Raw genomic sequence first — 22,205 nt, 5'->3', positions numbered from 1 at the left:
CGAAACCGCTTTCCGCATCCCCACGGACCGTGCAGATGAGGACCCCCGATGGTGAAGATCACGGATGTGGCCCGGCGCGCCGGGGTCTCCCCCAGCACCGTCTCGTACGCGCTCAGCGGCAAGCGCCCGATCTCCGACGCGACCCGGCTCCGGGTCCAGGCGGCCGTCCGCGAACTGGGCTACCACGCGTACGGCGGCCGGGGCGTGGTCGGCCGCAGGTCGAAGGTGCTGGCCCTGGCGGCCCCGATGCGCTCCGGCGTCCACGTGCCGGTGGTGACGCAGTTCGCGGTGTCGGTGGTCACCGCCGCCCGCGCCCACGACCACGACGTGCTGCTGCTCACCCAGGGCGAGGGCGAGGAGGACATCGGGCGTGTCGCGGCCACCCGGCTGGCGGACGGGGTGATCGTGATGGACGTCCAGCTCCAGGACCCCCGGCTGCCGCTGTTGCGCTCGGGGGCCCTGCCGTCCGTACTGATCGGTGTGCCCGCCGAGCCGGACGGGCTGACCTGCGTCGACCTGGACTTCCGGGCGGCCGGCGAGCTGTGCGTGGACCATCTGGCGCGGCTCGGGCACCGGGCGGTGGCGCTGGTCGGCTCGCCGCCGGAGGTGTACGTGCGGCGGACCGCGTTCGCACGGCGGCTGGTGGAGGGCTTCACGGCAGCGGCCGACCGGCACCGGATCGCCTCGGCCGTGCATCCGTGCGGGACCGGCCGCGGGGCCGCCCGCGCGCTCGCCGAGCGGCTGGTGCGCGAGCTGCCCGCGCTGACGGGGGTGGTGGTGCACAACGAACCGCTGCTCGATCCGCTGATCGACGCCTTCGGGCAGCTGGGGCTGAGCGTCCCCGGCGATCTGTCCCTGACCGCCGTCTGCCCGTCCCCCGTCGCCGCGTCGGCCCGTGTCCCGGTCACCTCGGTCGCCGTGCCGTCGGCGGAACTGGGCACCCGCGCGGTGCACCTGCTGGCACGGAAGCTGTCCGGTGGCCCCGTGCCGGGGGCCACCCTGCTGCCGCCCCGGCTGACGGAACGGGCGAGCACGGCGCCGCGCGGGGCGTGACGACCGGGTGCGGCCTCGGCCCCGCCTTCCCCGGCCCTCCCCGCCTTCCCGGACCGCATGACGAAGGCCCCGTCGCCGGAAGCGACGGGGCCTTCGCCCACATGGGATGAGTGGAGATGGCGGGAATCGAACCCGCGTCCAACGGTGCGGAACCAGGGCTTCTCCGTGTGCAGTCGGCTGTGCTTTTCTCGGCCCCGGAGATCACGCCGACAAGTCTCCGACGGGCCCAGTCACTGTGTGGTTTCCCTCTTCACCCCGTGACCGGGATCAAGGTTTAGTTCCCTAGCTGATGCCAGGATCCGGGTCGGGAACACCCCCGGGCTGACACTCCCTTAAGTAGGGGAGCCGCTGCTCGCTACCTGAAGATCAGGCAGCGAGGGCGAGCTCGCCCTGGGAGATGGATCGCTTGGAATTGGCGATTATTTTTTTCGGCCTGTGGTTTACGAGATCATGGCCGCTTCCTCGACACGCTTCCCCTGCTTCGACAGCCGCTGTCGAAACCGATCATCCCCATGTTGTTTTTTCAAGTCCCTCCGAGGAGGGGGCTCGCACCCGCTGTGAGGTGCTGTCGCCATCGTACGTGACCAACGCGGGTCGGTGCCAGCGTATTCCCCGGCACTCCGCGGGGGCCTACGCGCGCTGCTTGCGGCGGACCGCGGAGATCGCCCGCTCGGTCTCGCGCCGGTCCTGCTTCTCCCGGAGCGTCTGCCGCTTGTCGTACTCCTTCTTGCCCTTGGCCAGCGCGATCTCCACCTTCGCGCGGCCGTCCTTGAAGTACAGGGCGAGCGGCACGATGGTGTGGCCCGTCTCCTGGGACTTGGACTCCAGCTTGTCGATCTCCTCGCGGTGCAGCAGCAGCTTGCGCTTGCGCCGCGCGCTGTGGTTGGTCCAGGTGCCCTGGCTGTACTCCGGCACGTGCACGTTGTGCAGCCACGCCTCGTTGCCGTCCAGCTGGACGAAGCCGTCCACCAGCGACGCCCGGCCCTGACGCAGGGACTTCACCTCGGTGCCGGTGAGGACCAGGCCCGCCTCGTAGGTGTCGATGATGAGGTAGTCGTGCCGCGCCTTCTTGTTCTGCGCGATCAGCTTGCGCCCTTTTTCCTTAGCCATAGTGCCGCCCATTTTCGCACTACGGAGGGGGTCCGCGGGAAGCCGATTATCGACCGCGGGACTGGCGGCCGAGTCCGCCGAGGACCGTCTCGGCCCGCTGGAGCGCCTCTTCGTCGGCCTCCAGGTCGGGGGTGATGCCGTGGCCGTCGACGCCCCGGCCGGAGGGGGTGCGGTAGTGGCCGACGGTCAGCTCGGCGACGGAGCCGTCGGGCAGCGGGGTCGGCATCTGGACCGAGCCCTTGCCGAAGGTGCGGGAGCCCACGACGACCGCCCGCCCGCGGTCCTGCAGGGCGCCGGTGAGGAGCTCGGCCGCGCTCATCGTCCCGCCGTCGACGAGCGCGACCAGGGGTCTGGTGGTGTCGCCGCCGGGCTCGGCGTGCAGGGCGCGCTGCTCGCCCTCGACGTCGTACGTGGCGACCAGGCCGCCGTCGAGGAAGGCGGAGGCGGCGGTGACCGCCTCGGCGACCAGCCCCCCGGAGTTGCCCCGCAGGTCGAGGACGATGCCGGCGCCGGCCGGGACCCGCCGTACGGCGGCGCGGACCTCGTCGCCGGAGCCCTTGGTGAAGGCGCCGACCTCGATGACGGTCGCCCCGGAGGCGAGTGCGCCGACGGTGACGGTGTCCCGGGACAGCCTGGCCCGGCGCAGGGTCTCGCTCCACACGCGCGTGCCGCGTTCCAGGCCGAGGCGGACGGTGGTGCCGGCGGACGCGCCGCCGCTCCCGCCGCGCAGTAAGGAGACGACCTCCGTGACGGGCCGGCCGTCGACCTTCTCGCCGTCGACGCTGCGCAGCCGGTCCCCCGCGCGGATCCCGGCGTCGGCGGCGGGCGTGTCGTCGCCCACCCGCGTCACCTCGATACGGCCCTCCCGCTCGCGGGCCCACAGGCCGACGCCGGTGTACCGGCCGTCCAGGGCCTCCTCGAACTCCTCGTACTCGCCCGGGGAGTAGACGGCGGCCCAGCGGTCCCCGCTGCGGCTGACGGCGCGCCGGGCTGCCTCCATGGGGGAGGCGCCGTCGGCGGCGGCCTCCTCGGCCGCCCGGGCGACGTCCGCGCCGTGGCCGACGGGAGCGGCCGCGGGGGCGCCGTCCGCCGTGGCCCCGCCGCCGGCCCCGGGAAGGCTGCCCGTGGCCGCGCCGGCGACGAGCACGCTCGCGAACACCAAGGTCAGGGCGGCCCCGCGGCGGATGCGGCGGGGCTGACAGAACAGGGCACGACCTGACATGCCGGTGAGTCTAGGACAACGCGAAGGGGCGCACGGTCGGTTGACCGCGCGTCCCTCTTGGCAAGAGTCACACCTTCAGGTACTTGCGCAGCGCGAAGAACGCGGCCAACGCGGGCATCAGCAGACTGGTCGCGAGGATCAGCGGCAGCTTCGTCAGCACGGCGTCCCAGCCGATGAAGTTGATCAGGTTCAGCTTCTCCGACAGGGCCAGTCCGTGGTCGATGATGAAGTACCGCCCGACCACCAGGAATCCGCACGCGAGGATGCCGCCGATGAGCCCGGCGACGGCGGCCTCCATGATGAACGGCGTCTGGATGTAGAAGCCGGAGGCGCCGACCAGCCGCATGATGCCGGTCTCGCGGCGGCGGCTGAAGGCGGAGACGCGCACCGTGTTCACGATCAGCATCAGGGCCACGACCAGCATGAGCGCCATCATCGCGAGGGCGGCGATGTTCATGCCTTCCAGCAGCCCGAAGAGGTTGTCCAGGGTGCCCTTCTGGTCCTGCACCGACTGCACGCCGTCCCGCCCGTCGAAGGCGGTCGCGATGACCTGGTACTTCTCCGGGTCCTTCAGCTTGATGCGGTACGACTCCTGCATCTGGTCCGGCGTCAGGGAGCTGGCCAGCGGGGAGTCGCCGAACTGCTCCTTGTAGTGCTTGTACGCCTCGTCCTGCGACTCGTACGTCACCGAGTCGACGGCCGGCATCTTCTCCAGGTCGGTCTTGATCTGACCCTTCTGATCGTCGGTCACCGCGCCCCTGGCGCAGTTGGGATCGGACTCGGCGTCGCTCTTGTTGCACAGGAAGATGGAGATGTTGACCTTGTCGTACCAGTAGCCCTTCATGGTGTTCACCTGGTCGTTCATCAGGAGCGAACCACCGAACAGGGCGAGCGACAGGGCGACGGAGACGACGACGGCGAAGGTCATCGTCAGGTTGCGGCGGAGACCGACGCCGATCTCCGACAGGACGAACTGGGCGCGCATGGCGTCTGATCAAGCCTTTCCGTGGAGCGTCAGTGCTGGTAGCCGTAGACGCCGCGCGCCTGGTCGCGGACGAGACGGCCCTTCTCCAGCTCGATGACGCGCTTGCGCATCTGGTCCACGATGTTCTGGTCGTGCGTCGCCATCACCACGGTGGTGCCCGTCCGGTTGATCCGGTCGAGCAGCTTCATGATGCCGACGGAGGTCTGCGGGTCGAGGTTGCCGGTGGGCTCGTCGCAGATGAGCAGCTTGGGCCGGTTGACGAAGGCCCGCGCGATGGCGACGCGCTGCTGTTCACCGCCGGAGAGCTCGCCGGGCATCCGCTCCTCCTTGCCGCCGAGCCCGACGAGGTCGAGCACCTGCGGCACGGACTTGCGGATCTCACCGCGCGACTTGCCGATCACCTCCTGCGCGAAGGCGACGTTCTCGGCGACCGTCTTGTTCGGCAGCAGGCGGAAGTCCTGGAAGACGGTCCCCAGCTGGCGCCGGATCTGCGGCACCTTCCAGTTGGAGACGCGGGCGAGGTCCTTGCCCAGAACGTGCACCTGCCCGTGGCTGGCCCGCTCCTCGCGGAGGATCAGCCGCAGGAAGGTGGACTTTCCGGAGCCGGAGGACCCCACGAGGAACACGAACTCGCCCTTCTCCACTTCCAGGGTGACGTCCCTGAGCGCGGGGCGGTTCTGCTTGGGGTAGGCCTTGGACACATTGTCGAATCGGATCACGGATGCACCACGGGTAGCCGGGGGTAGATGAGCGTGACCATACGCGAACCTGGTGGGCGAGCGCAGGCACCGGTAGGGGTTGTGCAAGACTTGCGCCCTTTTGTTCCAGCACGGGGCGAGCACAACACCTCAGGGGCGCGGGGAACTGCGCGGACAACCCCCACGGCCCGCAGCCGCGAAACCTCCGAAACCACCCCTTCCGGAGCGACCCAGCGCAGCCTCCGCGGGAACCTGGCACAGTGGAGGGGGAACGTTCGCGGGGTGGCGGGCGTTATGTCATCCGGAACAGGTGCGAGGAGGGCGAGCGCATGACGTACGACCGGCTGGTGTGCGCGAACTGCGCCGCGCCCGTGAGCGAGGGCCGGTGCCCGGTGTGCCGCGCGAACCGCGAGCGGCTGCAGCAGGAGAACTTCTTCGCGGGGCTGAACCCCATGATGCTGATCGCACTGCTGGCGGTGCTGGTCGCGGCGGTGGCGCTGCTCGCCCACCAGACCGTCTGACGTACGGGTACGGAACGCGGGAAGGGCCCGGAGCGCGACCGCGCTCCGGGCCCTTCCCGTCACCTCGTGCGTACGGTGCGTACGCGCGCGGCCACCGTCAGGCGGCGGCGCCGCGGCCGGCCATCAGGCGCGGCAGCACCCGGAAGCCGACACCGCCGGCGATCATCGTGGCGGCGCCGATCAGCAGGAAGGTGGTCTCGGCGGCACCGGTCTCGGCGAGCTCCTTGCCGCTGCCCTGGGCCGAGGCGCCCGTGGCGTCGTCGCCGGTGTCGGTGAGGGCCGAGGAGCCCTGGTCCTGCGGGGAGGCGTTGTTGCCGCCGTCCGGGGTGGTGCCGGGGGTGTCGTCGTCACCCGGGGTGGCGGGCTCGGTGGGCTCCTCCACGGGGCCCTCGCCGCCGTCGCCGGGGTCTTCACCGCCGTTACCGGGGTCCTCGCCACCGTTACCGGGGTCTTCACCGCCGTTACCGGGGTCCTCGCCACCGTTACCGGGGTCCTCGCCACCGTTACCGGGGTCCTCGCCACCGTTGCCGGGGTCCTCGCCACCGTTGCCGGGGTCCTCGCCACCGTTGCCGGGGTCCTCGCCACCGTTGCCGGGGTCTTCACCGCCGTTACCGGGGTCCTCGCCACCGTTGCCGGGGTCTTCACCGCCGTTGCCGGGGTCCTCGCCACCCTCACCCGGGCACTCGGGACCGGTGCCGACCTCGCAGCCCGGGTCCGGGTCCTCTCCCCCGGCGGTGATGCCGATGCTGAAGTCGAGCGCCGAAGCGGCACCCGCCGCCGACAGCGAGGCGCCGGCCGCGATCACGGCGCCGGCCGCGATCCGAGCGACACGGATCCGCGTCTTCTTGGTCATATGTGTGCTACCCCCAGTAGCTCATCGTCAATGAGGCGGCGCTCGGGGCCGTGATCAACGGGGGTGACTACGATGAAACGCCCCCCGGTTCACATGCGCCCCAGAGATACGCATGCCACGCTTCACCCTTCCCATTTTCCAAAAGAACGTCAAGGCCGTTGCGTGCGCGATGTCCGCCTACGCGCGCTTTGTGGGACAACGAAGCTGTGAGTGTGATGTAAATCCCGGACAACAGCGGCACGAAAAAGACAACTGCCGTCCAACTGACGGCAGTTGCCTTGTCGACAAATCGGTGTGCGCGCCGGGAGTTACTTCTCCTGCTGCTTGCGCCAGCGAATTCCGGCCTCCAGGAAACCGTCGATCTCGCCGTTGAACACGGACTCGGGGTTGCCGACTTCGTGCTCCGTGCGCAGGTCCTTGACCATCTGGTACGGGTGCAGCACGTACGAACGCATCTGGTTGCCCCAGGAGTTGCCGCCGTCGCCCTTGAGGGCGTCCATCTTGGCCTGCTCCTCCTGACGGCGCCGCTCCAGGAGCTTGGCCTGGAGGACGTTCATCGCGGTGGCCTTGTTCTGGATCTGGGAGCGCTCGTTCTGGCAGGAGACCACGATGCCGGTGGGGAGGTGGGTGAGCCGCACCGCGGAGTCGGTGGTGTTCACGCCCTGACCGCCGGGCCCGGACGACCGGTACACGTCCACCCGCAGTTCGGACTCGTCGATCTCGATGTGGTCGGTCTGCTCGACCACGGGGAGGATCTCGACGCCCGCGAAGGAGGTCTGGCGGCGGCCCTGGTTGTCGAAGGGCGAGATGCGCACCAGGCGGTGGGTGCCCTGCTCGACGGAGAGGGTGCCGTAGGCGTAGGGCGCCTGGACGGAGAAGGTGGTCGACTTGATGCCGGCCTCCTCCGCGTACGACGTCTCGATCAGCTCGGTCTTGTAGCCGCGCTGCTCGGCCCAGCGCAGGTACATGCGCTGGAGCTTCTCGGCGAAGTCGGCGGCGTCGACGCCACCGGCCTCCGCGCGGATGTTGACGAGCGCCTCGCGGGAGTCGTACTCGCCGCTGAGCAGCGTCCGGACCTCCATCTCGTCCAGCGCCTTCTTGACGAGTGCGAGCTCCGCCTCGGCCTCCGCGCGGGTGTCCGGGTCGTCCTCCTCCTCGGCCATCTCGAAGAGCACGGCGAGATCGTCGATCCGGCCCCGGAGTGCCTCGGTCTTCCGCACCTCGGCCTGGAGGTGGGAGAGCTTGCTGGTGATCTTCTGCGCCTCGTCCGGGTTGTCCCACAGGGACGGCGCGGCCGCCTGCTCCTCGAGCACGGCGATGTCTGCCCTCAGCTTGTCGAGGTCCAGAACGGCCTCGATCGACTCCATGGTCGAGGAGAGGGACTTGAGCTCTTCGGATACATCGACGACTGCCACGCCCTCCAGCGTAACGGCTCCGCGCTCCGGCCCACGCAGTGCGGCCGCACGAGGGCGCCGCCGGACGGGCACGCTCGCTCGCCGGCGCCGGCAAGGTGCCGCTGCGCCCACCCGTGCCGCCCCAGCGGCACGACTGCCCGCAGCTACGGGTTCGCGGGGGCCGAGTTCCGGGTGTTCTGGGGTGGGGTCGGGGCGTCCTCCGTCGTGGCCAGCCAGGTGCCGACGCCCGCCGCCACGAGCACCGCCGCCACCGCCAGGGTGAGCCGGCGTCGGCGGGCGACCGCGCGGTTGCGGGCGGAGCCCGGCCGGCGCGCACCCGCCGCGCGGGGCGCGCGGGCCGTGCCGCGGGCGCCGCCGGCCAGCTCGTCGGGGGCCGGCACCCTCATCGACGTGTGCGTGTCGCGGTTGGAGTCGGCCGGTTTCGCGCCCGGCACCAGCGGGACCGCGCCGCGGCGCCGCACCGGCTCCCCGGCGCCCTGGGCCGCCCCGGAGGGCTGGAAGTCCTCCCCGGCCTCCTCGGCGGGCTCGGTGTCCGGCTCGTCGACGTCCAGCGGCGGCATCCCCGCCAGCATCGGCAGCAGCTCCCGCAGCCGCGCGCCCAGCTCGGAGGCGCGCAGCCGGGACGCCGGGGCCTTCGCCAGGCACTGCACCAGCAGCTGCCACAGCTCGTCCGGGATGCCGGGGAGGGGGACGACCGTCTCGGTGACGTGACGGCGCAGCACCGCGCCCGGGTGTCCGCCGCCGAACGGCGTGAAGCCGGCGAGCAGCTCGTACAGGACCGTGGCCAGCGCGTAGATGTCGACCGAGGCGCGCGGGGGCAGGCCCTCGACGATCTCCGGAGCCAGGTAGTCCGGCGTTCCGATGATCTTCGTGGCCCGGGTGCGGCGCGGGGTGTCGATGAGTTTCGCCACACCGAAGTCGGTGAGCAGGGCGCGGTGCGAGCCGCCGGGGCCGAGCGGGCCCTGCATGTCGAGCAGCACGTTCTCCGGCTTCACGTCCCGGTGCACGACCCCGGCCGCGTGCGCCGCCGCCAGCCCGTCGGCGACGTCGGCGACGATCGCGACCGCGGCCTCCGGGGCCAGCCTGCGCTCCCGGTCGAGGCGGGTGCGCAGGTCCGTGCCGCGGACCAGGTCCATGACCAGCGCGAGGTCGTTGCCGTCGACCACCATGTCGCGCACGGAGACGACGTGCGGGTGCTCCAGACCGAGCAGCGCCGTCCGCTCCCGCACGAAGCGGCCGACGAGCTCCTGGTCCGAGGAGAGATCCTCACGCAGCAGCTTGATGGCGACGGGCCCGTCGGGGCCCTCGCCCAGCCACACCGTGCCGGCGCTGCCCCGCCCGAGGATCTGATGGGCGGTGTACCGGCTGCCGATTCTCCGTGCCAAGACTGCTCCTACCGACGCGTGTTGTCGCCAAAGCTACGCGTCCGGGGTGCCGGCCTTCACAGCGGATCCGGAAATCAACCCTCAGATGTCGATAAATCAGTAAACAAGCTCAGTTCGTCCCGGTGGGGTCCGAGGAGCCGCCCAGGTCCTCGATCCAGCCCGTCACCGAGCCGAACCAGTCGCTGAGCTGTCCCCAGTAGCTCTTGCCGGTGCCGATCCAGTCCTGGAGCGGGCTCAGCTCCCAGATCAGCCAGCCCGCGACGAACAGGATGACGACCGTGAACAGGCAGCCCTTCAGACAGCCCAGGCCGGGGATGCGCATCGGGTTGGCGCTGCGCTGCCGGGGCTCCCGGGGCTCCCTGGCCGGGCGCTGCGGCTCGGGCGGCGGGGCGTACCGCTGCGGCGGCTGGGGCTGCTGCCGGCGCTGCGGCTCCGGCGGCGGGGCGTACTGCTGGGGCCGGTGCTGCTGCGGGTGGCCGTATCCGGGGCCGGGCTGCTGCGGCTGCGGACGCCGCTGCGGCTGCTGGGGCTGCTGCTGCGGGGGCCGGGCGACCTGGCGCTGGGGGCGGCGGCGCAGCGGGTCCTCGCTGGGGTCGAGGTACTGGACCTGGGTCTGCTCGTTGCGGTCGCGGGCCGCGCGGAGCTGGTTCTGCCAGGGGTGCGGGTCCTCCGGCCCGGCTCCGGGTCCGCCGGGCTGCCCCGGCGGCACGGGGGGCATGACGGCCGTGGGGTCGGCGGCGCCGGCCGGGCCGCCGGTCTGCGGCAGGACGCTGGTCGCGCCGTTGGGGTCGTAGACGCCCGCGCCGTGCGGCAGCACCTGCGTCGGGTCGGCGTCGCCGGATGCGCCGGGCGTGCCGGGTACGGGCGCGGGGGCCGGGTCGGGGGCGAGCAGCGCGCCGACGTTCTCGGCGGCGGCGATCTGCGCGGAGTTCGCGTGCACGCCGATGCCGTCGGCGACGACGCGCAGGCCGCGCGCGAGGTTCTCGGCGCTGGGCCGTTCGTCGGGGTTCTTGCGCAGGCAGCGCTCGATGACCGTCCACAGCGGGTCGGGGACGGTGGAGGGGCGGCGCGGTTCGGCGCTCAGGTGCTGGTGCAGCACCTCCAGGGCGGAGCCGCCGGAGAACGGCGGGCGGCCGGTGACCAGCTCGTACAGCAGGATGCCGGCGCCGTAGATGTCGACGGCGGAGGTCTGCGGGCGGCCCTCGGCGGACTCGGGCGCGATGTACGCGGGCGTGCCGACGAACTCGTGGGTGCGGGTCAGGCCCGGGGAGTCGGCGAGGCGGGCGATGCCGAAGTCGGTCAGCATCGGGTGCATCTCGCCGCCGGTCTGCTTCAGCAGGACGTTGGCGGGCTTCAGGTCGCGGTGCACCACGCCGTCGGCGTGGCTGGCGCCGAGCGCGTCGGCGATCTGCGCGGTCAGCAGGGCGGCGGCGACGGGGGTGAAGGGGCCGTTCTCGCGGAGGTGGCGGTGCAGGTCGGGGCCCTCGACGAGGTCCATGACCAGGGCCAGCAGATCACCCTCGACGACCAGGTCGCGGACCCGGACGATGTTGGGGTGGGTGAGCCGGAGCAGGACGGACCGCTCCCGCAGGAAGCGCATCACGACGTCGGCGTCGCCCGCGAGCTCCTCCTTGAGGACCTTGATCGCGACGGTCTCGCCGGGCTGTCCGGGCACGGCCGCCTCGGCGCCCGCGGTCTCGCGCTGGCGGGCTCGCCAGACGGTGCCCGTGGCGCCGCGACCGAGCGGCTCCTCGAGCAGGTACTTGCTGCCGACTGGCCGCACGTCACGCACTCCCTGCTGCCTGCTCGGCGTCCACCCTGGTCCACCGTGCTACGGAACGTTCCGACCCACTGTAGTGCCGCGGCGCGGGGGATACCGGCCGGTCGCCTTCGACGTGATCTCCCCATGGGTCCTGCGCAGGGGTTCCCGTCCGTGTTCGGAGATTCGCAGGAAAGACGCTCGACTCGGTCCATTGGTTGCCGCGGGCCGGACGTGACCGATCCCAAGTGGACCCGGAACGATCATTCGCTCCCCACCGGTCAGGCATTTTTGCGGGCAGAGCCGACCAATCAAGATCATTCGATGTCGGAGGGCGGGCGCGTTGTCGGTGGCAGGTGCGAGGATGCGTGCAGTACTGGCCGTACGTGCGCGTGTGGCGGTGGGGGAAGTCCGCGGTGGGGGACCGCGGGGCGGTGGTGTCCCCCCGCGTCGCGGGCGCCCGCGCAGAAGGGACCGCTGACGGCGATGCAGATCCGGCTGACCGTCGTAGACCCGCTGGGCCCCTCCTCCCCCGCGCGGGAGCGGGCCGCGAGCTGTGACGTGCTGGTCACGGCACCCGCGGGCACGGCCCTGGCCGCGGTCGCCTCCGCGCTGGCCTCGGTGCTCCCCGGCGGCGACGGCCCGTCCGGTTCCTCCGGCACACCGGTGCTGTACGCCGGTGACCGGCGGCTCGACGCCCAGCGCTGCACGCTGGGCGAGCCGCCGCTGATCGACGGCGCGGTGCTGGCCGTGGGCGCCCCGGGCGAGCCCGAGCCGCATCCCGAGCTGGACGGGACCCCGACCCGGCTGCACGTCGTCGCCGGTCCCGACGCGGGCGGGGTGCACCTGCTGCACGGCGGCGAGATCCGCATAGGCCGTTCCGCCGACGCCGACGTGCCGCTCGACGACCCGGACGTCTCCCGGCTGCACTGCGCGGTGACGGTCGCCCCGGACGGCGGCGTCTCGGTCGCCGACCTCGGCTCCACCAACGGCACGACCCTGGACGGCCGGCGCGTGGGCCCCCGCCCGGTCCGCCTCGCCCCGGGCGCGCTCCTGCGCATCGGGGAGTCGGCCCTGCGCCTGACCCCGGCGGCGGGCCCCCGCGCGCGAGCGGCGACGACACCGGACGGCGAGGGGCACGTACGGGTGCCGTCCCCGGCCCGGCGGGCCGACGACGGGGACGCCCACCCGCGCGTGACGACGCCGACGGCGCCCACCCACCACGCCCACGGCTCGGCCGACCGGGCCGTGCCGGCACAGGACGCACGGCGGACGCCGGACGCTCCGCGGCCGGACGGCGCGGGCGGACCGCCGCGGGTGCCGTCCCAGGGCCGCGTCCCCGGCATCGAGCGCACCGGGACGGCTCCCGGGGGACGCGCGGTGCACACGGTCGCCCGGGGAGACGTACCCCGCCTCCCCCAGGGCCGCCGCGTGTCGCGGCCACGGCCCGCCGACGGGGACACGCACACGGGGCGCTCCGGCGCGAGCGCGCGCGAGGCGGACCCCGGCGCCGCCGACCGCTCCGCCGGGACGGCGCCGGACGGGGCCCGGGGCGGGACGGCCCAGGGCGCCGCTCCCGATCGCGGCCCCGGCGGGCCGACCGGCCCGACGTCCGGCCCGACGCCCGGCAGCGCGTCCGGCCGCCCCACCGGCCCGACCACCGGGCCCGTCACCGGCCACATGCCCACCGGCGCACCCCCCGCCCCGTACGAGGAGTCCCCCGGCACCCGCAAGGGCACCCCCGTGCGCGGCACCGAGCTCCCCCGGCCGGGGGGCGGGCGCAGGCGCGGCGGGCTCACCGCCTGGGCCCGGCGGCTGACCGGCGGGCGGCAGGAGCCGGAGGCCGCGTGGACCGCCCACGACGAGGAGGGCCCCGGCGCCGCGCCCGACCCGGGCGCGACCGCCCCCGCCGTGCCCGAGACCTGGCCGGACCCCGCCACGCTGCTGCTGACCGCGCTCGGCCCCGGCCCCCGGCTGTGGGAGCGCGGGCCGGGCCACCCGGAGGCGCTCGCGGTGCGGCTCGGCACGGCGGACCGGCCGGCGCCGGACGGCTCCGGTCTGCTGCCCGCCGTACCGGTGACCTCGGGGCTGCGCGAGGTCGGCGCGCTGGGACTGGCCGGCCCGCGCGAGCGGCTCGCCGGACTGGCCCGCGCGGTGCTCGCCCAGCTCGCCGCGCTGCACTCCCCCGACTCCCTGGAACTCGTCCTGATCGCCGCGGACCCCTCCCGCCCCCTGGCGGAGCGCACCGCCGAGTGGTCCTGGCTGGGCTGGCTGCCGCACGTGCGCCCGGGGCACGGCCAGGACTGCCGGCTGCTCCTCGCGCACGACCGCGAACAGGCCGCGGCCCGCGCCGAGGAACTGCTGCGCCGGCTGGAGGACCACGCCCCCGCGGCCCCCCGCATATCCGGCGGAGGACCGCACGAGGGACCGCACGAAGAACGGTGCGAGGAGCGGTACGAGGGGCCGTACACCGTGGTCGTCGTGGACGGCGACCCCGACGGCCCCGAGGTGGGCGAGGCGGTGGCGCGGCTGGCCCTGGAGGGGCCCCAGGCCGGGATCCACGTGGTGTGCCTCGCCGAGACGGCCGCCGCCTCCCCCGCGTCCCCGGTGACCGAGACGTACGAGGCGGCCTGCGCGGCGGCCCCGGCGTTCCGGCGGTGCGGGGCCGTCGCCCTGCTCAGCGGGGACGTGGCGACCGCCCTGCGCCTGCTGCGGGTGGCCGGGACCGGCTCCGGCCGTCCCCCCGGTCCCGTCGGCCACGGCACCCTCGCCACGGTCGACGCGGTCTCCCCCGCCTGGGCCGAGCGGTTCGCGCGGGCGCTCGCACCGCTGCGCACGGACGGCGCCGGCGGGGAGCGGCACGCGCGCGTGTCGGCGCCGCTGCCCCCGTCGGCGCGGCTGCTGGACGAGCTGGGCCTGGCCCGCGCCACCCCGGCCTCGCTGATGGCCCGCTGGGCGGACGCGGCCGACGACGCCCAGGCGCTCGGCGGACGCGTCACCGCCGTACTGGGCGCCGGTCCGCGCGGCCCGGTCGTCGCCGACCTCGCCGCCGACGGACCGCACCTGCTGGTCGAGGGACCGTCCGGCAGCGGTCGTACGGAACTGCTGCGGGCGGTCGTCGCCTCGCTGGCCGCCGCCGAGCGTCCCGACCGGCTGGCCGTCGTGCTGGTCGACGGCCGGGGCGCGCCCACGGCGGGCGCCGCGTCCGGCGAGGGCCTGCGCGTGTGTACGGACGTACCGCACGTCACCACGCATCTGTGCGCCAACGACCCGGTGCGGATGCGGGAGTTCGCCCAGTCCCTGAACGCCGAGCTGAAGCGGCGCGCGGAGTTGCTGGGCCGGTCGGACTTCGCGGAGTGGCACACCGGGCGGGAGCTGTCGGACCGGATGGTCGCCCAGCGCACGGCCGCGTCCCGCGCGGGCGCGGGCCCGGCGGTCGGCGGGGAGCGGAACGGGGACCTCGACACCCCGTCCAGTTCGACGCTGCGGCTGCGGCCCGGGGCGGACCGGCGCAAGACGGGTGCGGTGCCGCCGCTGCCCCGGCTGGTGGTGGTCGTGGACGACCTGGACGCGCTGGTCTCCCCCGCGCTCGGTTCGCCGGGGCGGCCCGCCGCCGGATCGGTGATGCGGGCGCTGGAGGCGGTGGCGCGGGACGGCGAGCGGCTGGGCGTGCACCTGGTGGCGGCCACCGGGCCCTGCGCCCGCACGGCGCAGACCGAGCCGGTGCGGCAGGCGACGCTGCGGGTCGCGCTCGACGCGGCGGTGCCGGGGGGCGGGCCGGACGAACCGGCGCCGGGGCGGGGGCGGCTGGCCCGTCCGGACGGGCGGGTGACGGCGTTCCAGGGCGGGCGGGTGACCGGTCGCATCCCGCGGACGGCGACCCTGCGGCCGACGGTCGTCCCGCTGGAGTGGCACCGCATGGGGGACCCCCCGGCCCGCCGGCAGGTGCGCGAGCTCGGCAACGGCCCGACCGACCTGGCCCTGCTCGCCAGCGCGTTGGAGCGGGCGGCCCGCCAGGTCGTGGCGGCGGAGGTGCCGTCGCTGCTCTGACCCCCCGGGCGGAAGCCGGTCAGTGGCCGCCCCGGCTCTCGACGCAGGGCCCCGGGCCGAGGCTCGGCATGGGCACCGTGCACCTCGGCGGCCGGCTCGTCCTTCGTCACCCGGCCGGAGACGCGGACGACCCCGGTGTGCACGCTGTAGTACCCGTCGCCGATGGAGATCCCGTGCTCCTCGCCGCAGCCGAGCCGGGCCGGCGCCGCCGCGATCCGCTCCTCGGCGAAGCGGCCGTACTCGCCGGAGCCGCCCTTCGCGCGCACCTTCTCCGGCTCCGCGCGGACCAGCTCCGCCGACGCCGCCCCCGAGGCCCGCTGCTCGGCGGTCGGCGACCCCCGCATCCGGTAGGCGTGGTTCCCGGCGTAGTGGGGAGCACCGTCCCCGTTCCGCTCCCGCCGTCCGTCCGTGCCCTCGCCGGAGGCCGCGGCGGAGCCGGACGGCGCGGAGGGGGACGGCAGGCCCGTCGGCGCCCCGGCCGGCTGCGCGCACTTCGGCCGGGGGCTGAAGGACGGCCGGGGACTCGCCGACCGCGCCGACGGGACGCCCTGTCGCGTCCCGCACGCCGTCAGGGCGAGCGCCAGGAGGGCGGTCGTGGTGACCGATCGTCTGATGAGCACGTCCACAGCCTCACGGGCGGGAGGGCGGGCGTCATGAGTCGGAGCACTCACCCGCGATGACACTTGGTCACGACGCGATCACGATCGCCGACTTGACGCGGGAGGCGCTCTTGCCACCCCCATTCCCCGGGCATAGACCAGAGCGCACGGGACAGCGCTCGAGCGTTCGGCGAAGTACGACGGAGTACGAAGAACGGGGCAGTGATGCGCAGCACGAGCAGGATCATCCGGATACACAGGTCGCCCGGCGACCACGTGACGACCCCCCGCTCCCGCAGGGGTGCGAGAGCCGCCGCCGCGCTCGCCGCGGGCGTGCTCGCGGTCTCGCTCACCGCGTGCGGGGGCGACGACGGCGGCGACGAGGACAAGGGCGGCGGGACCGGCGGGACCGGCGGGACCGGGAGCACCGTCACCCTGCCGAAACTGGACGGCGCGAGCCTCGAGGTCGCCGCCGTGTGGACCGGCGCCGAGCAGAAGAACTTCAAGAAGGTCCTCGCGGAGTTCGAGAAGCGCACCGGCGCCGAGGTGACCTTCGTCCCCGCCCAGGACCCGATCATCAACTTCCTCGGCTCGAAGGTCGCGGGCGGCGCCCCGCCGGACGTGGCGCTGCTGCCGCAGCCGGGCGCCATCAAGCAGGCCGTCGACAAGGGCTGGGCCAAGCCGCTCGGCGCCGAGGCGGTCAAGGAGCTGGGCGAGAACTACTCGCAGGGCTGGCAGGACATCGGCAAGGTCGACGGCAAGCAGTACGGCGTCTACTACAAGGCCGCCAACAAGTCGCTGATCTGGTACAACGCCCAGGTCTTCGAGAACGCGGGGGCCGCCGAGCCGAAGACGTGGGACGAACTGCTCACCGCCGCGCAGACGGTGTACGACTCCGGGGTCACCCCGTTCTCGGTCGGCGGCGCCGAGGGCTGGACGCTGACCGACTGGTTCGAGAACGTCTACCTCTCGCAGGCCGGCCCGGAGAAGTACGACCAGCTCGCCCAGCACGAGATCAAGTGGACGGACCCGTCCGTCAAGGAGGCCCTGACCACGCTCGCCGGGATCTGGGGCAAGAAGGACTACGTCGCGTCCGGCGCGCTGCAGACCGACTTCCCGACGTCCGTGACGCAGACCTTCGCCGGCGGCGACCAGCCCAAGGCCGGCATGGTCTACGAGGGCGACTTCGCGCAGGTCAACATCGGCGAGACCAAGGCGGAGGTCGGCACGGACGCGAAGGTCTTCCCGTTCCCGGCCGTCGGCGACGCCGCGCCGGTGGTCTCCGGGGGCGACGCGGCCGTGATCCTGGAGGACTCAAAGGCGGCGCAGGCGCTGGCCACCTTCCTGGCCTCCCCCGACGCGGCGGCGATCCACGCGAAGCTGGGCGGCTTCCTCTCCCCGAACAAGAGCGTCGACCCGTCGACGTACCCGAACGCCGTGCAGAGGAAGATCGCCGAGGCGCTGATCGCGTCCGGCGACGACTTCCGCTTCGACATGTCCGACCAGGCCCCGCAGGCGTTCGGCGGCACGCCCGGCAAGGGCGAGTGGAAGGCGCTGCAGGACTTCCTGAAGAACCCGAAGGACGTCGCGGGGACGCAGGCGAGGCTGGAGGCCGACGCGGCCGCGGCGTACGGGAACTGATCCGGCGATGGCGTCGGACACGGCGACGGGGGCCCCGAGGAAGGCTCCCGCCGCTCCCAGGTCGCGCAAGAGCGTCACCGGCACCCGAGGAACCGTGGCGGCGCTGTTCCTGCTGCCCGCGCTGGTCCTGCTCGGTGCGCTCGTGGTCTACCCGATCGGGTACTCCGTCATCCGCAGCTTCTACGACCAGTCCGGCGACGGCTTCGCCGGACTCGACAACTACCGGGCGCTGTTCACCGACGACGGCATCCGCACCGCCCTGAAGAACAACGTCGTCTGGGTGGTGTTCGCGCCGACGATCGCGACCGCGCTGGGTCTGGTCTTCGCGGTGCTGACCGAACGGGTGCGCTGGGGCACGGCGTTCAAGCTGGTCGTCTTCATGCCGATGGCGATCTCGATGCTGGCGGCCGGCATCATCTTCCGCCTGGTGTACGACCAGGACCCGGACAAGGGCGTGGCGAACGCGGTGTGGGTGGGGGTGCACGACACCTTCGCCCGGTCGTCGGCGTTCCCGAAGGCGCACCCGGGCCGCGAGTCGCCGCTGGAGCCGGCCGGCGGGGGCGCCTTCGTCACCGGGGGGACGGTGAGCGCCGGTGGCACGGTCACGCTGCCGCTGGTGGGCGTCGCCCCGGACCTGATGCCGGACGACGCGAAGCCGGCGGCGGCGCCGAAGCCGGAGGGCGACCGGATCACCGGCACCGTCTGGCAGGACTTCACCCGCGGCAAGGGCGTCGGCACGCTGAACGCCGTCGACGCCTCGGAGCTGGGCTACGCCGGGATGAGGATCGAGGCCGTGAAGGGCGACGAGGTGGTGGAGACGGCCACGGCGGCCGCCGACGGCGCCTTCTCCTTCTCCTCGAAGGCCGACGGCGCCCGGCTGCGGCTCCCGGCGAGCAACTTCGAGGAGCCGTACAACGGCCTGGACTGGCTCGGCCCGTCCCTGGTCACCCCGGCGATCATCGGCTCGTACATCTGGATGTGGGCGGGCTTCGCGATGGTGCTGATCGCGGCCGGGCTCGCGGGCATGCCCCGGGAGCTGCTGGAGGCCGCGCGGGTGGACGGCGCGAACGAGTGGCAGGTGTTCCGGCGGGTCACGGTGCCGCTGCTGGCGCCGGTCCTCGCGGTCGTCACCGTCACCCTGATGATCAATGTGCTGAAGGTGTTCGACCTGGTCTTCATCATCGCCCCGGGCTCCTCCCAGGACGACGCGGGCGTCCTCGCGCTGGAGCTGTACCGCCAGGGCTTCTCGGCGGACCAGCCGGGCGTCGCCAGCGCGATCGCGGTGTTCCTGCTGCTGCTCGTCATCCCGGTGATGTGGTTCAACGTGCGGCGGCTGAGGCGGGAGGTGCGGCGATGAACCGGCGTAGCCCCGGCGGCTGCCGGAGGTCCGGGGGGCGCCCCCCGGGTGAGCACGGCAACGTCAGGCGGCCGAGAGGGGAGGTGCGGCGATGAGTGTCACCGAGGACGGTGTGCCGCCGGTCCCGCCCGTCAGGGCCGAGCGGTCCGTGGGCTCCCGGCTGAGCGAGTGGGTGAGCGGCGGCCTGGTGCGCGTCTTCCTGATCGTCGTGGGGCTGTTCTGGCTGGTCCCGACGGTCGGGCTGCTGCTGGCCAGCCTGCGCACCCCGCAGGACATGGCCGCCGACGGCTGGTGGAAGGTGTTCACCGAGCCCTCCCAGCTCACCTTCGGCGCCTACGAGAAGCTGCTGGAGAACGACGACATCACCGGCTCGCTGCTGAACACGGTGTACATCACCGTCCCGGCGACCGTGCTGGTGGTGGTGATCGGCTCCCTCGCCGGGTACGCCTTCGCCTGGATGGAGTTCCCCGGCCGGGACTGGTGGTTCCTGGCCGTGGTGGGGCTGCTGGTGGTGCCGGTGCAGGTGGCGCTGATCCCGATCGCCGAACTCTTCGGCAACCTGGGCCTCTTCGGCTCCGTGACCGGCGTGGTCCTCTTCCACGTCGGTTTCGGCCTGCCGTTCGCGGTGTTCCTGCTGCGGAACTTCTTCGCGGAGATCCCGAGGGAGCTGCTGGAGGCGGCCCGGCTGGACGGCGCGGGCGAACTGCGGCTGTTCGTGCGGGTCGTGATGCCGCTCGCCGGGCCGGCCATCGCCGCGCTCGGCATCTTCCAGTTCCTGTGGGTGTGGAACGACATGCTGGTCGCGCTGATCTTCACCGACTCCGGCAGCCAGCCGATCACGGTCGCCCTGCAGACGCAGGTACGGCAGTTCGGCAACAACGTCGACGTCCTGGCGCCCGGCGCGTTCCTCTCGATGGTGGTCCCGCTGGTCGTGTTCTTCGCGTTCCAGCGGCAGTTCGTCTCCGGTGTGATGGCGGGCGCGGTGAAGTAGCCGCCGAACACCTCGCGTTGAAGGGGCGGATCGCCGCGGGTCCGCCCCTTCGTGTGACGTGCGTCCCCCGGATGCCGCAGGGGGCGTAACCAAGTCGGGCCGGCGTCCGTTGCCGGGCAGAACGCCCGCGCCGACCGTTGGATGCCCCTTGCCCAGGTTCAGTGTCATTGTCCCCGCGTACCAGGTTCAGGCGTATCTGCACGAGTGCCTGGAGTCCGTGCTGTCCCAGTCGTACCCCGATCTCGAACTGATCGCCGTCGACGACTGCTCGCCGGACGCCTGCGGTGCGGTGATCGACGAGTTCGCGGCCCGCGACCCGCGTGTACGGGCCGTGCACCTGCCCCGGAACGCCGGCCTCGGCCCGGCCCGCAACGCCGGGATGGAGCGGGCGACCGGCGACTACCTGGTGTTCCTGGACGGCGACGACACCCTCACGCCCGACACCCTGCTCGCCCTCGCCGACCGGCTGAAGGAGACGGGCGAACCGGACGTCCTGGTCTACGACTACGCGCGCACCCACTGGTCGGGCGAGACCGTGCGCAACCGGGCCGCCGCCGAGCTCGCCGAGGACGGCCCCGCGCCGTTCCGCCTCGTGGACCGGCCGGGGCTGCTGAACCTGCTGATGGTGGCCTGGAACAAGGCGTACCGGCGGGATTTCGTCGCGCGCGCGGGCTTCACCTTCCCGCCCGGCTACTACGAGGACACCCCGTGGACGTACCCGGTCCTGATGACGGCGGAGTCGATCGCCACCCTGGACCGGGTGTGCGTGCACTACCGGCAGCGCCGGGCGGGCGGCATCCTGCGCACCACCAGCGAACGGCACTTCGACGTCTTCGACCAGTACGACCGGGTCTTCGCGTTCCTCGACGGGCGGCCGGAACTCGAGCGCTGGCGGCCGGTGCTGTTCCGCCGCATGGTCGACCACCTGGTGACCGTGTACGCGCGGCGGGACCGGCTGCCGCGCGGGTCGCGCGCCGCCTTCCTGCGCCGGGCGCGCGTCCACTGCCGGCGCCACCGGACGCCCGGCGCGTCCGTGTCCGCGCGCGCCCGGGTCCACCACACGCTGGTCCGTCTCGGACTGCACCGCACCTACCGGGCGCTGCGGCTGGCGGCGGCGCTGCGCCGCAGGTGGGCCCGGACCGCGCGTCCGCTGCCGCGCACCCTGCGCCGCGCGGCCCTGCGCCTGCACTACCGGTTCCAGCGGCTGCTCCCGCTCCGTGCCGACCGGGCCGTCTTCGCCGCCCACGGGGACCACGGCCACGGCGGCGACCCGGCCGCGCTGGAGTCCGCGCTGCGCGAGCTGGCCCCGCACATCCGCACCGCCTGGGTGGCCCGTCCCGGGTGCCACCCCGTCCTGCCGCCGGCCGTCCGCCGGCTCGTCCCCGGCACGGCCGCCCACTGGAGCGCGCTCGCCCGGTCCGCGTACCTGGTGACCGACGCCGACGTCGTGCCGGGGCTGGTCAAGCGCAAGGGGCAGGTCCTGGTGCAGACGCGGCGCGGCACCCCCCTCGGGCACATGGGCCTGGACCTGCTGGAGCGTCCCGCGGCGGCCCGGGACACCGACTTCGCGCGGCTCCTCGAGGGCGTCGACCAGTGGGACTACGTCGTCTCCGCCAACCGTCACTCGACCCTGACCTGGGAGCGGGTCTGCCCCGGCCGCTACACCACCCTGGAGTACGGCAGGCCGCGCACCGACCGGTTCCACACGGCGACCGGGGCGGAGGTGGCCCGGCTGCGGGAGTCGCTCGGCGTCCCCGAGGGGGCGGTGGCGATCCTGTACGCGCCGGCCCACCGCGACTACCGGCGCACCCAGCGCCGGCTGCTCGACCTGGAGCGCGTGGTGCGCCGTCTCGGCCCGCGGTTCGTCGTCCTGGCCCGTGCCCACCACTCCTGGGGCGGGCCGCTCGAGGCCGCCTCCGACCGGGTCCTGGACGTCACCGGCCACCCGGACGTCGTCTCCCTGTGCCTGGCCTCGGACGCCCTGGTCACGGACTACTCGCCGCTGATGTTCGACTACGCGGGCCTGGACCGGCCGGTGGTGCTGCACATCCACGACTGGGAGGCGTACGAGGCGGCCCGCGGCGCCTACTTCGATCCGCGGGTGTTCCCGCCGGGCGCGGTCGCGGGCAGCGAGGACGAGCTGATCGACGTCTTCGCGACCGGTCGCTGGTGCGACGCCCGCGCCGCCCGGCTGCGGGCGGACTTCCGCGCGCGCTTCTGCCCGTACGACGACGGCCGCGCCGCCGAGCGGGTCGTACGCCGGGTGGTGCTCGGGGAGACGGACCTGCCGCCGGCGGTGCCGCCGGACGGGCGCCGCCCGGTGCCGTCGGCCGGCGCCGTGTCCGTCCCGTCGTCGCTCACCACGGTGCCGCAGCAGCAGCCCGCCGGTGTCCTGGCCGTCACCGATCACGGCTGACCGCCGTTACCCCTGCGGACCCGGGGAGTCCCCGTGCCCCCCCCGGCCCGTCGCGGCCCGCCCTGGCCCGGCCGCCCGTCCGGCGGCCGGCGGGGCGGCCGGGCCGGCGTCCCTCCCGCCGAGGGCGCCACGCCCTCCTCCACGAGAAAG

Annotated in this window: 16 protein-coding genes and 1 other RNA gene; 8 read left to right on the top strand and 9 right to left on the bottom strand. The window is 73.6% G+C overall.

The features are described 5' to 3' along the window. Positions 1–48: 48 nt before the first annotated feature. Positions 49–1,053, top strand: coding sequence for a LacI family DNA-binding transcriptional regulator (locus tag ADK41_RS23165; RefSeq protein ID WP_030834354.1), 1,005 nt, complete (start codon positions 49–51; stop codon positions 1,051–1,053). A gap of 108 nt (positions 1,054–1,161) precedes the next feature. On the opposite strand, the gene ssrA is transcribed toward ADK41_RS23165, so the two are convergent. The 5 genes from ssrA to ftsE form a co-directional block, all read right to left on the bottom strand. Further along, positions 1,162–1,565: a transfer-messenger RNA gene (gene ssrA / locus ADK41_RS38360) on the bottom strand. Between the two features lie 118 nt (positions 1,566–1,683). Further along, positions 1,684–2,163 (bottom strand): SsrA-binding protein SmpB, encoded by a 480-nt coding sequence (gene smpB / locus ADK41_RS23160; RefSeq protein WP_030834350.1) that lies wholly within the window; start codon positions 2,161–2,163, stop codon positions 1,684–1,686. Positions 2,164–2,209: 46 nt separating this feature from the next. Continuing rightward, a complete protein-coding gene (locus ADK41_RS23155) occupies positions 2,210–3,385 on the bottom strand; it encodes a S41 family peptidase (protein WP_078662142.1) in 1,176 nt (391 codons plus the stop codon). A 67-nt stretch (positions 3,386–3,452) separates the two neighbouring features. Then, the gene (gene ftsX / locus ADK41_RS23150) at positions 3,453–4,370 is read right to left on the bottom strand and encodes a permease-like cell division protein FtsX (RefSeq protein ID WP_030834346.1); all 918 of its coding nucleotides are present in this window, start codon (positions 4,368–4,370) and stop codon (positions 3,453–3,455) included. Between the two features lie 29 nt (positions 4,371–4,399). Beyond that, a complete protein-coding gene (gene ftsE, locus ADK41_RS23145; protein ID WP_030834344.1) occupies positions 4,400–5,089 on the bottom strand; it encodes a cell division ATP-binding protein FtsE in 690 nt (229 codons plus the stop codon). Between the two features lie 308 nt (positions 5,090–5,397). Between ftsE and ADK41_RS23140 the strand changes: the two genes are divergently transcribed. Continuing rightward, the gene (locus ADK41_RS23140) at positions 5,398–5,589 is read left to right on the top strand and encodes a hypothetical protein (protein ID WP_030834342.1); all 192 of its coding nucleotides are present in this window, start codon (positions 5,398–5,400) and stop codon (positions 5,587–5,589) included. A 97-nt stretch (positions 5,590–5,686) separates the two neighbouring features. Here the strand turns inward: ADK41_RS23140 and ADK41_RS23135 are convergent, their stop codons facing one another. The 4 genes from ADK41_RS23135 to ADK41_RS23120 form a co-directional block, all read right to left on the bottom strand. Continuing rightward, positions 5,687–6,442: an LPXTG cell wall anchor domain-containing protein gene (locus ADK41_RS23135; RefSeq protein ID WP_030834339.1), complete on the bottom strand. Its 756-nt coding sequence runs from the start codon at positions 6,440–6,442 to the stop codon at positions 5,687–5,689. Between the two features lie 308 nt (positions 6,443–6,750). Further along, the gene (prfB, locus tag ADK41_RS23130) at positions 6,751–7,857 is read right to left on the bottom strand and encodes a peptide chain release factor 2 (protein ID WP_030834337.1); all 1,107 of its coding nucleotides are present in this window, start codon (positions 7,855–7,857) and stop codon (positions 6,751–6,753) included. Positions 7,858–8,000: 143 nt separating this feature from the next. Next, positions 8,001–9,242, bottom strand: a complete 1,242-nt coding sequence (locus ADK41_RS23125; RefSeq protein WP_030834336.1) for a serine/threonine-protein kinase — start codon at positions 9,240–9,242, stop codon at positions 8,001–8,003. A gap of 109 nt (positions 9,243–9,351) precedes the next feature. Then, positions 9,352–11,025 carry a serine/threonine-protein kinase gene (locus ADK41_RS23120; RefSeq protein ID WP_030834334.1) on the bottom strand — a complete coding sequence of 558 codons (1,674 nt, stop codon included), beginning with the start codon at positions 11,023–11,025 and terminating at the stop codon, positions 9,352–9,354. Between the two features lie 462 nt (positions 11,026–11,487). Here ADK41_RS23120 and ADK41_RS23115 point away from each other — a divergent pair, with 462 nt between their 5' ends. The 6 genes from ADK41_RS23115 (at position 11,488) to ADK41_RS23085 (ending at position 22,055) form a co-directional block, all read left to right on the top strand. After that, on the top strand, positions 11,488–15,051 hold the full coding sequence (locus ADK41_RS23115; RefSeq protein ID WP_030834331.1) for an FHA domain-containing protein: 3,564 nt from the start codon (positions 11,488–11,490) through the stop codon (positions 15,049–15,051). Positions 15,052–15,213: 162 nt separating this feature from the next. Beyond that, positions 15,214–15,402, top strand: coding sequence for a hypothetical protein (locus ADK41_RS41755; RefSeq protein WP_030834329.1), 189 nt, complete (start codon positions 15,214–15,216; stop codon positions 15,400–15,402). Between the two features lie 473 nt (positions 15,403–15,875). Then, complete coding sequence (locus ADK41_RS23100; RefSeq protein ID WP_030834323.1) at positions 15,876–17,291, top strand: ABC transporter substrate-binding protein; 1,416 nt, start codon at positions 15,876–15,878, stop codon at positions 17,289–17,291. A 7-nt stretch (positions 17,292–17,298) separates the two neighbouring features. Then, positions 17,299–18,648 (top strand): carbohydrate ABC transporter permease, encoded by a 1,350-nt coding sequence (locus ADK41_RS23095; protein ID WP_078662141.1) that lies wholly within the window; start codon positions 17,299–17,301, stop codon positions 18,646–18,648. A 91-nt stretch (positions 18,649–18,739) separates the two neighbouring features. Then, the gene (locus ADK41_RS23090; RefSeq protein ID WP_030834320.1) at positions 18,740–19,639 is read left to right on the top strand and encodes a carbohydrate ABC transporter permease; all 900 of its coding nucleotides are present in this window, start codon (positions 18,740–18,742) and stop codon (positions 19,637–19,639) included. A 148-nt stretch (positions 19,640–19,787) separates the two neighbouring features. Next, positions 19,788–22,055: a bifunctional glycosyltransferase/CDP-glycerol:glycerophosphate glycerophosphotransferase gene (locus ADK41_RS23085; protein WP_030834318.1), complete on the top strand. Its 2,268-nt coding sequence runs from the start codon at positions 19,788–19,790 to the stop codon at positions 22,053–22,055. Positions 22,056–22,205 lie beyond the last annotated feature (150 nt).

The organism is Streptomyces caelestis (assembly GCF_001279005.1).
In the GTDB taxonomy this organism is placed as follows: domain Bacteria; phylum Actinomycetota; class Actinomycetes; order Streptomycetales; family Streptomycetaceae; genus Streptomyces; species Streptomyces heliomycini.
This window is presented reverse-complemented; position numbering and strand designations above follow the sequence as displayed.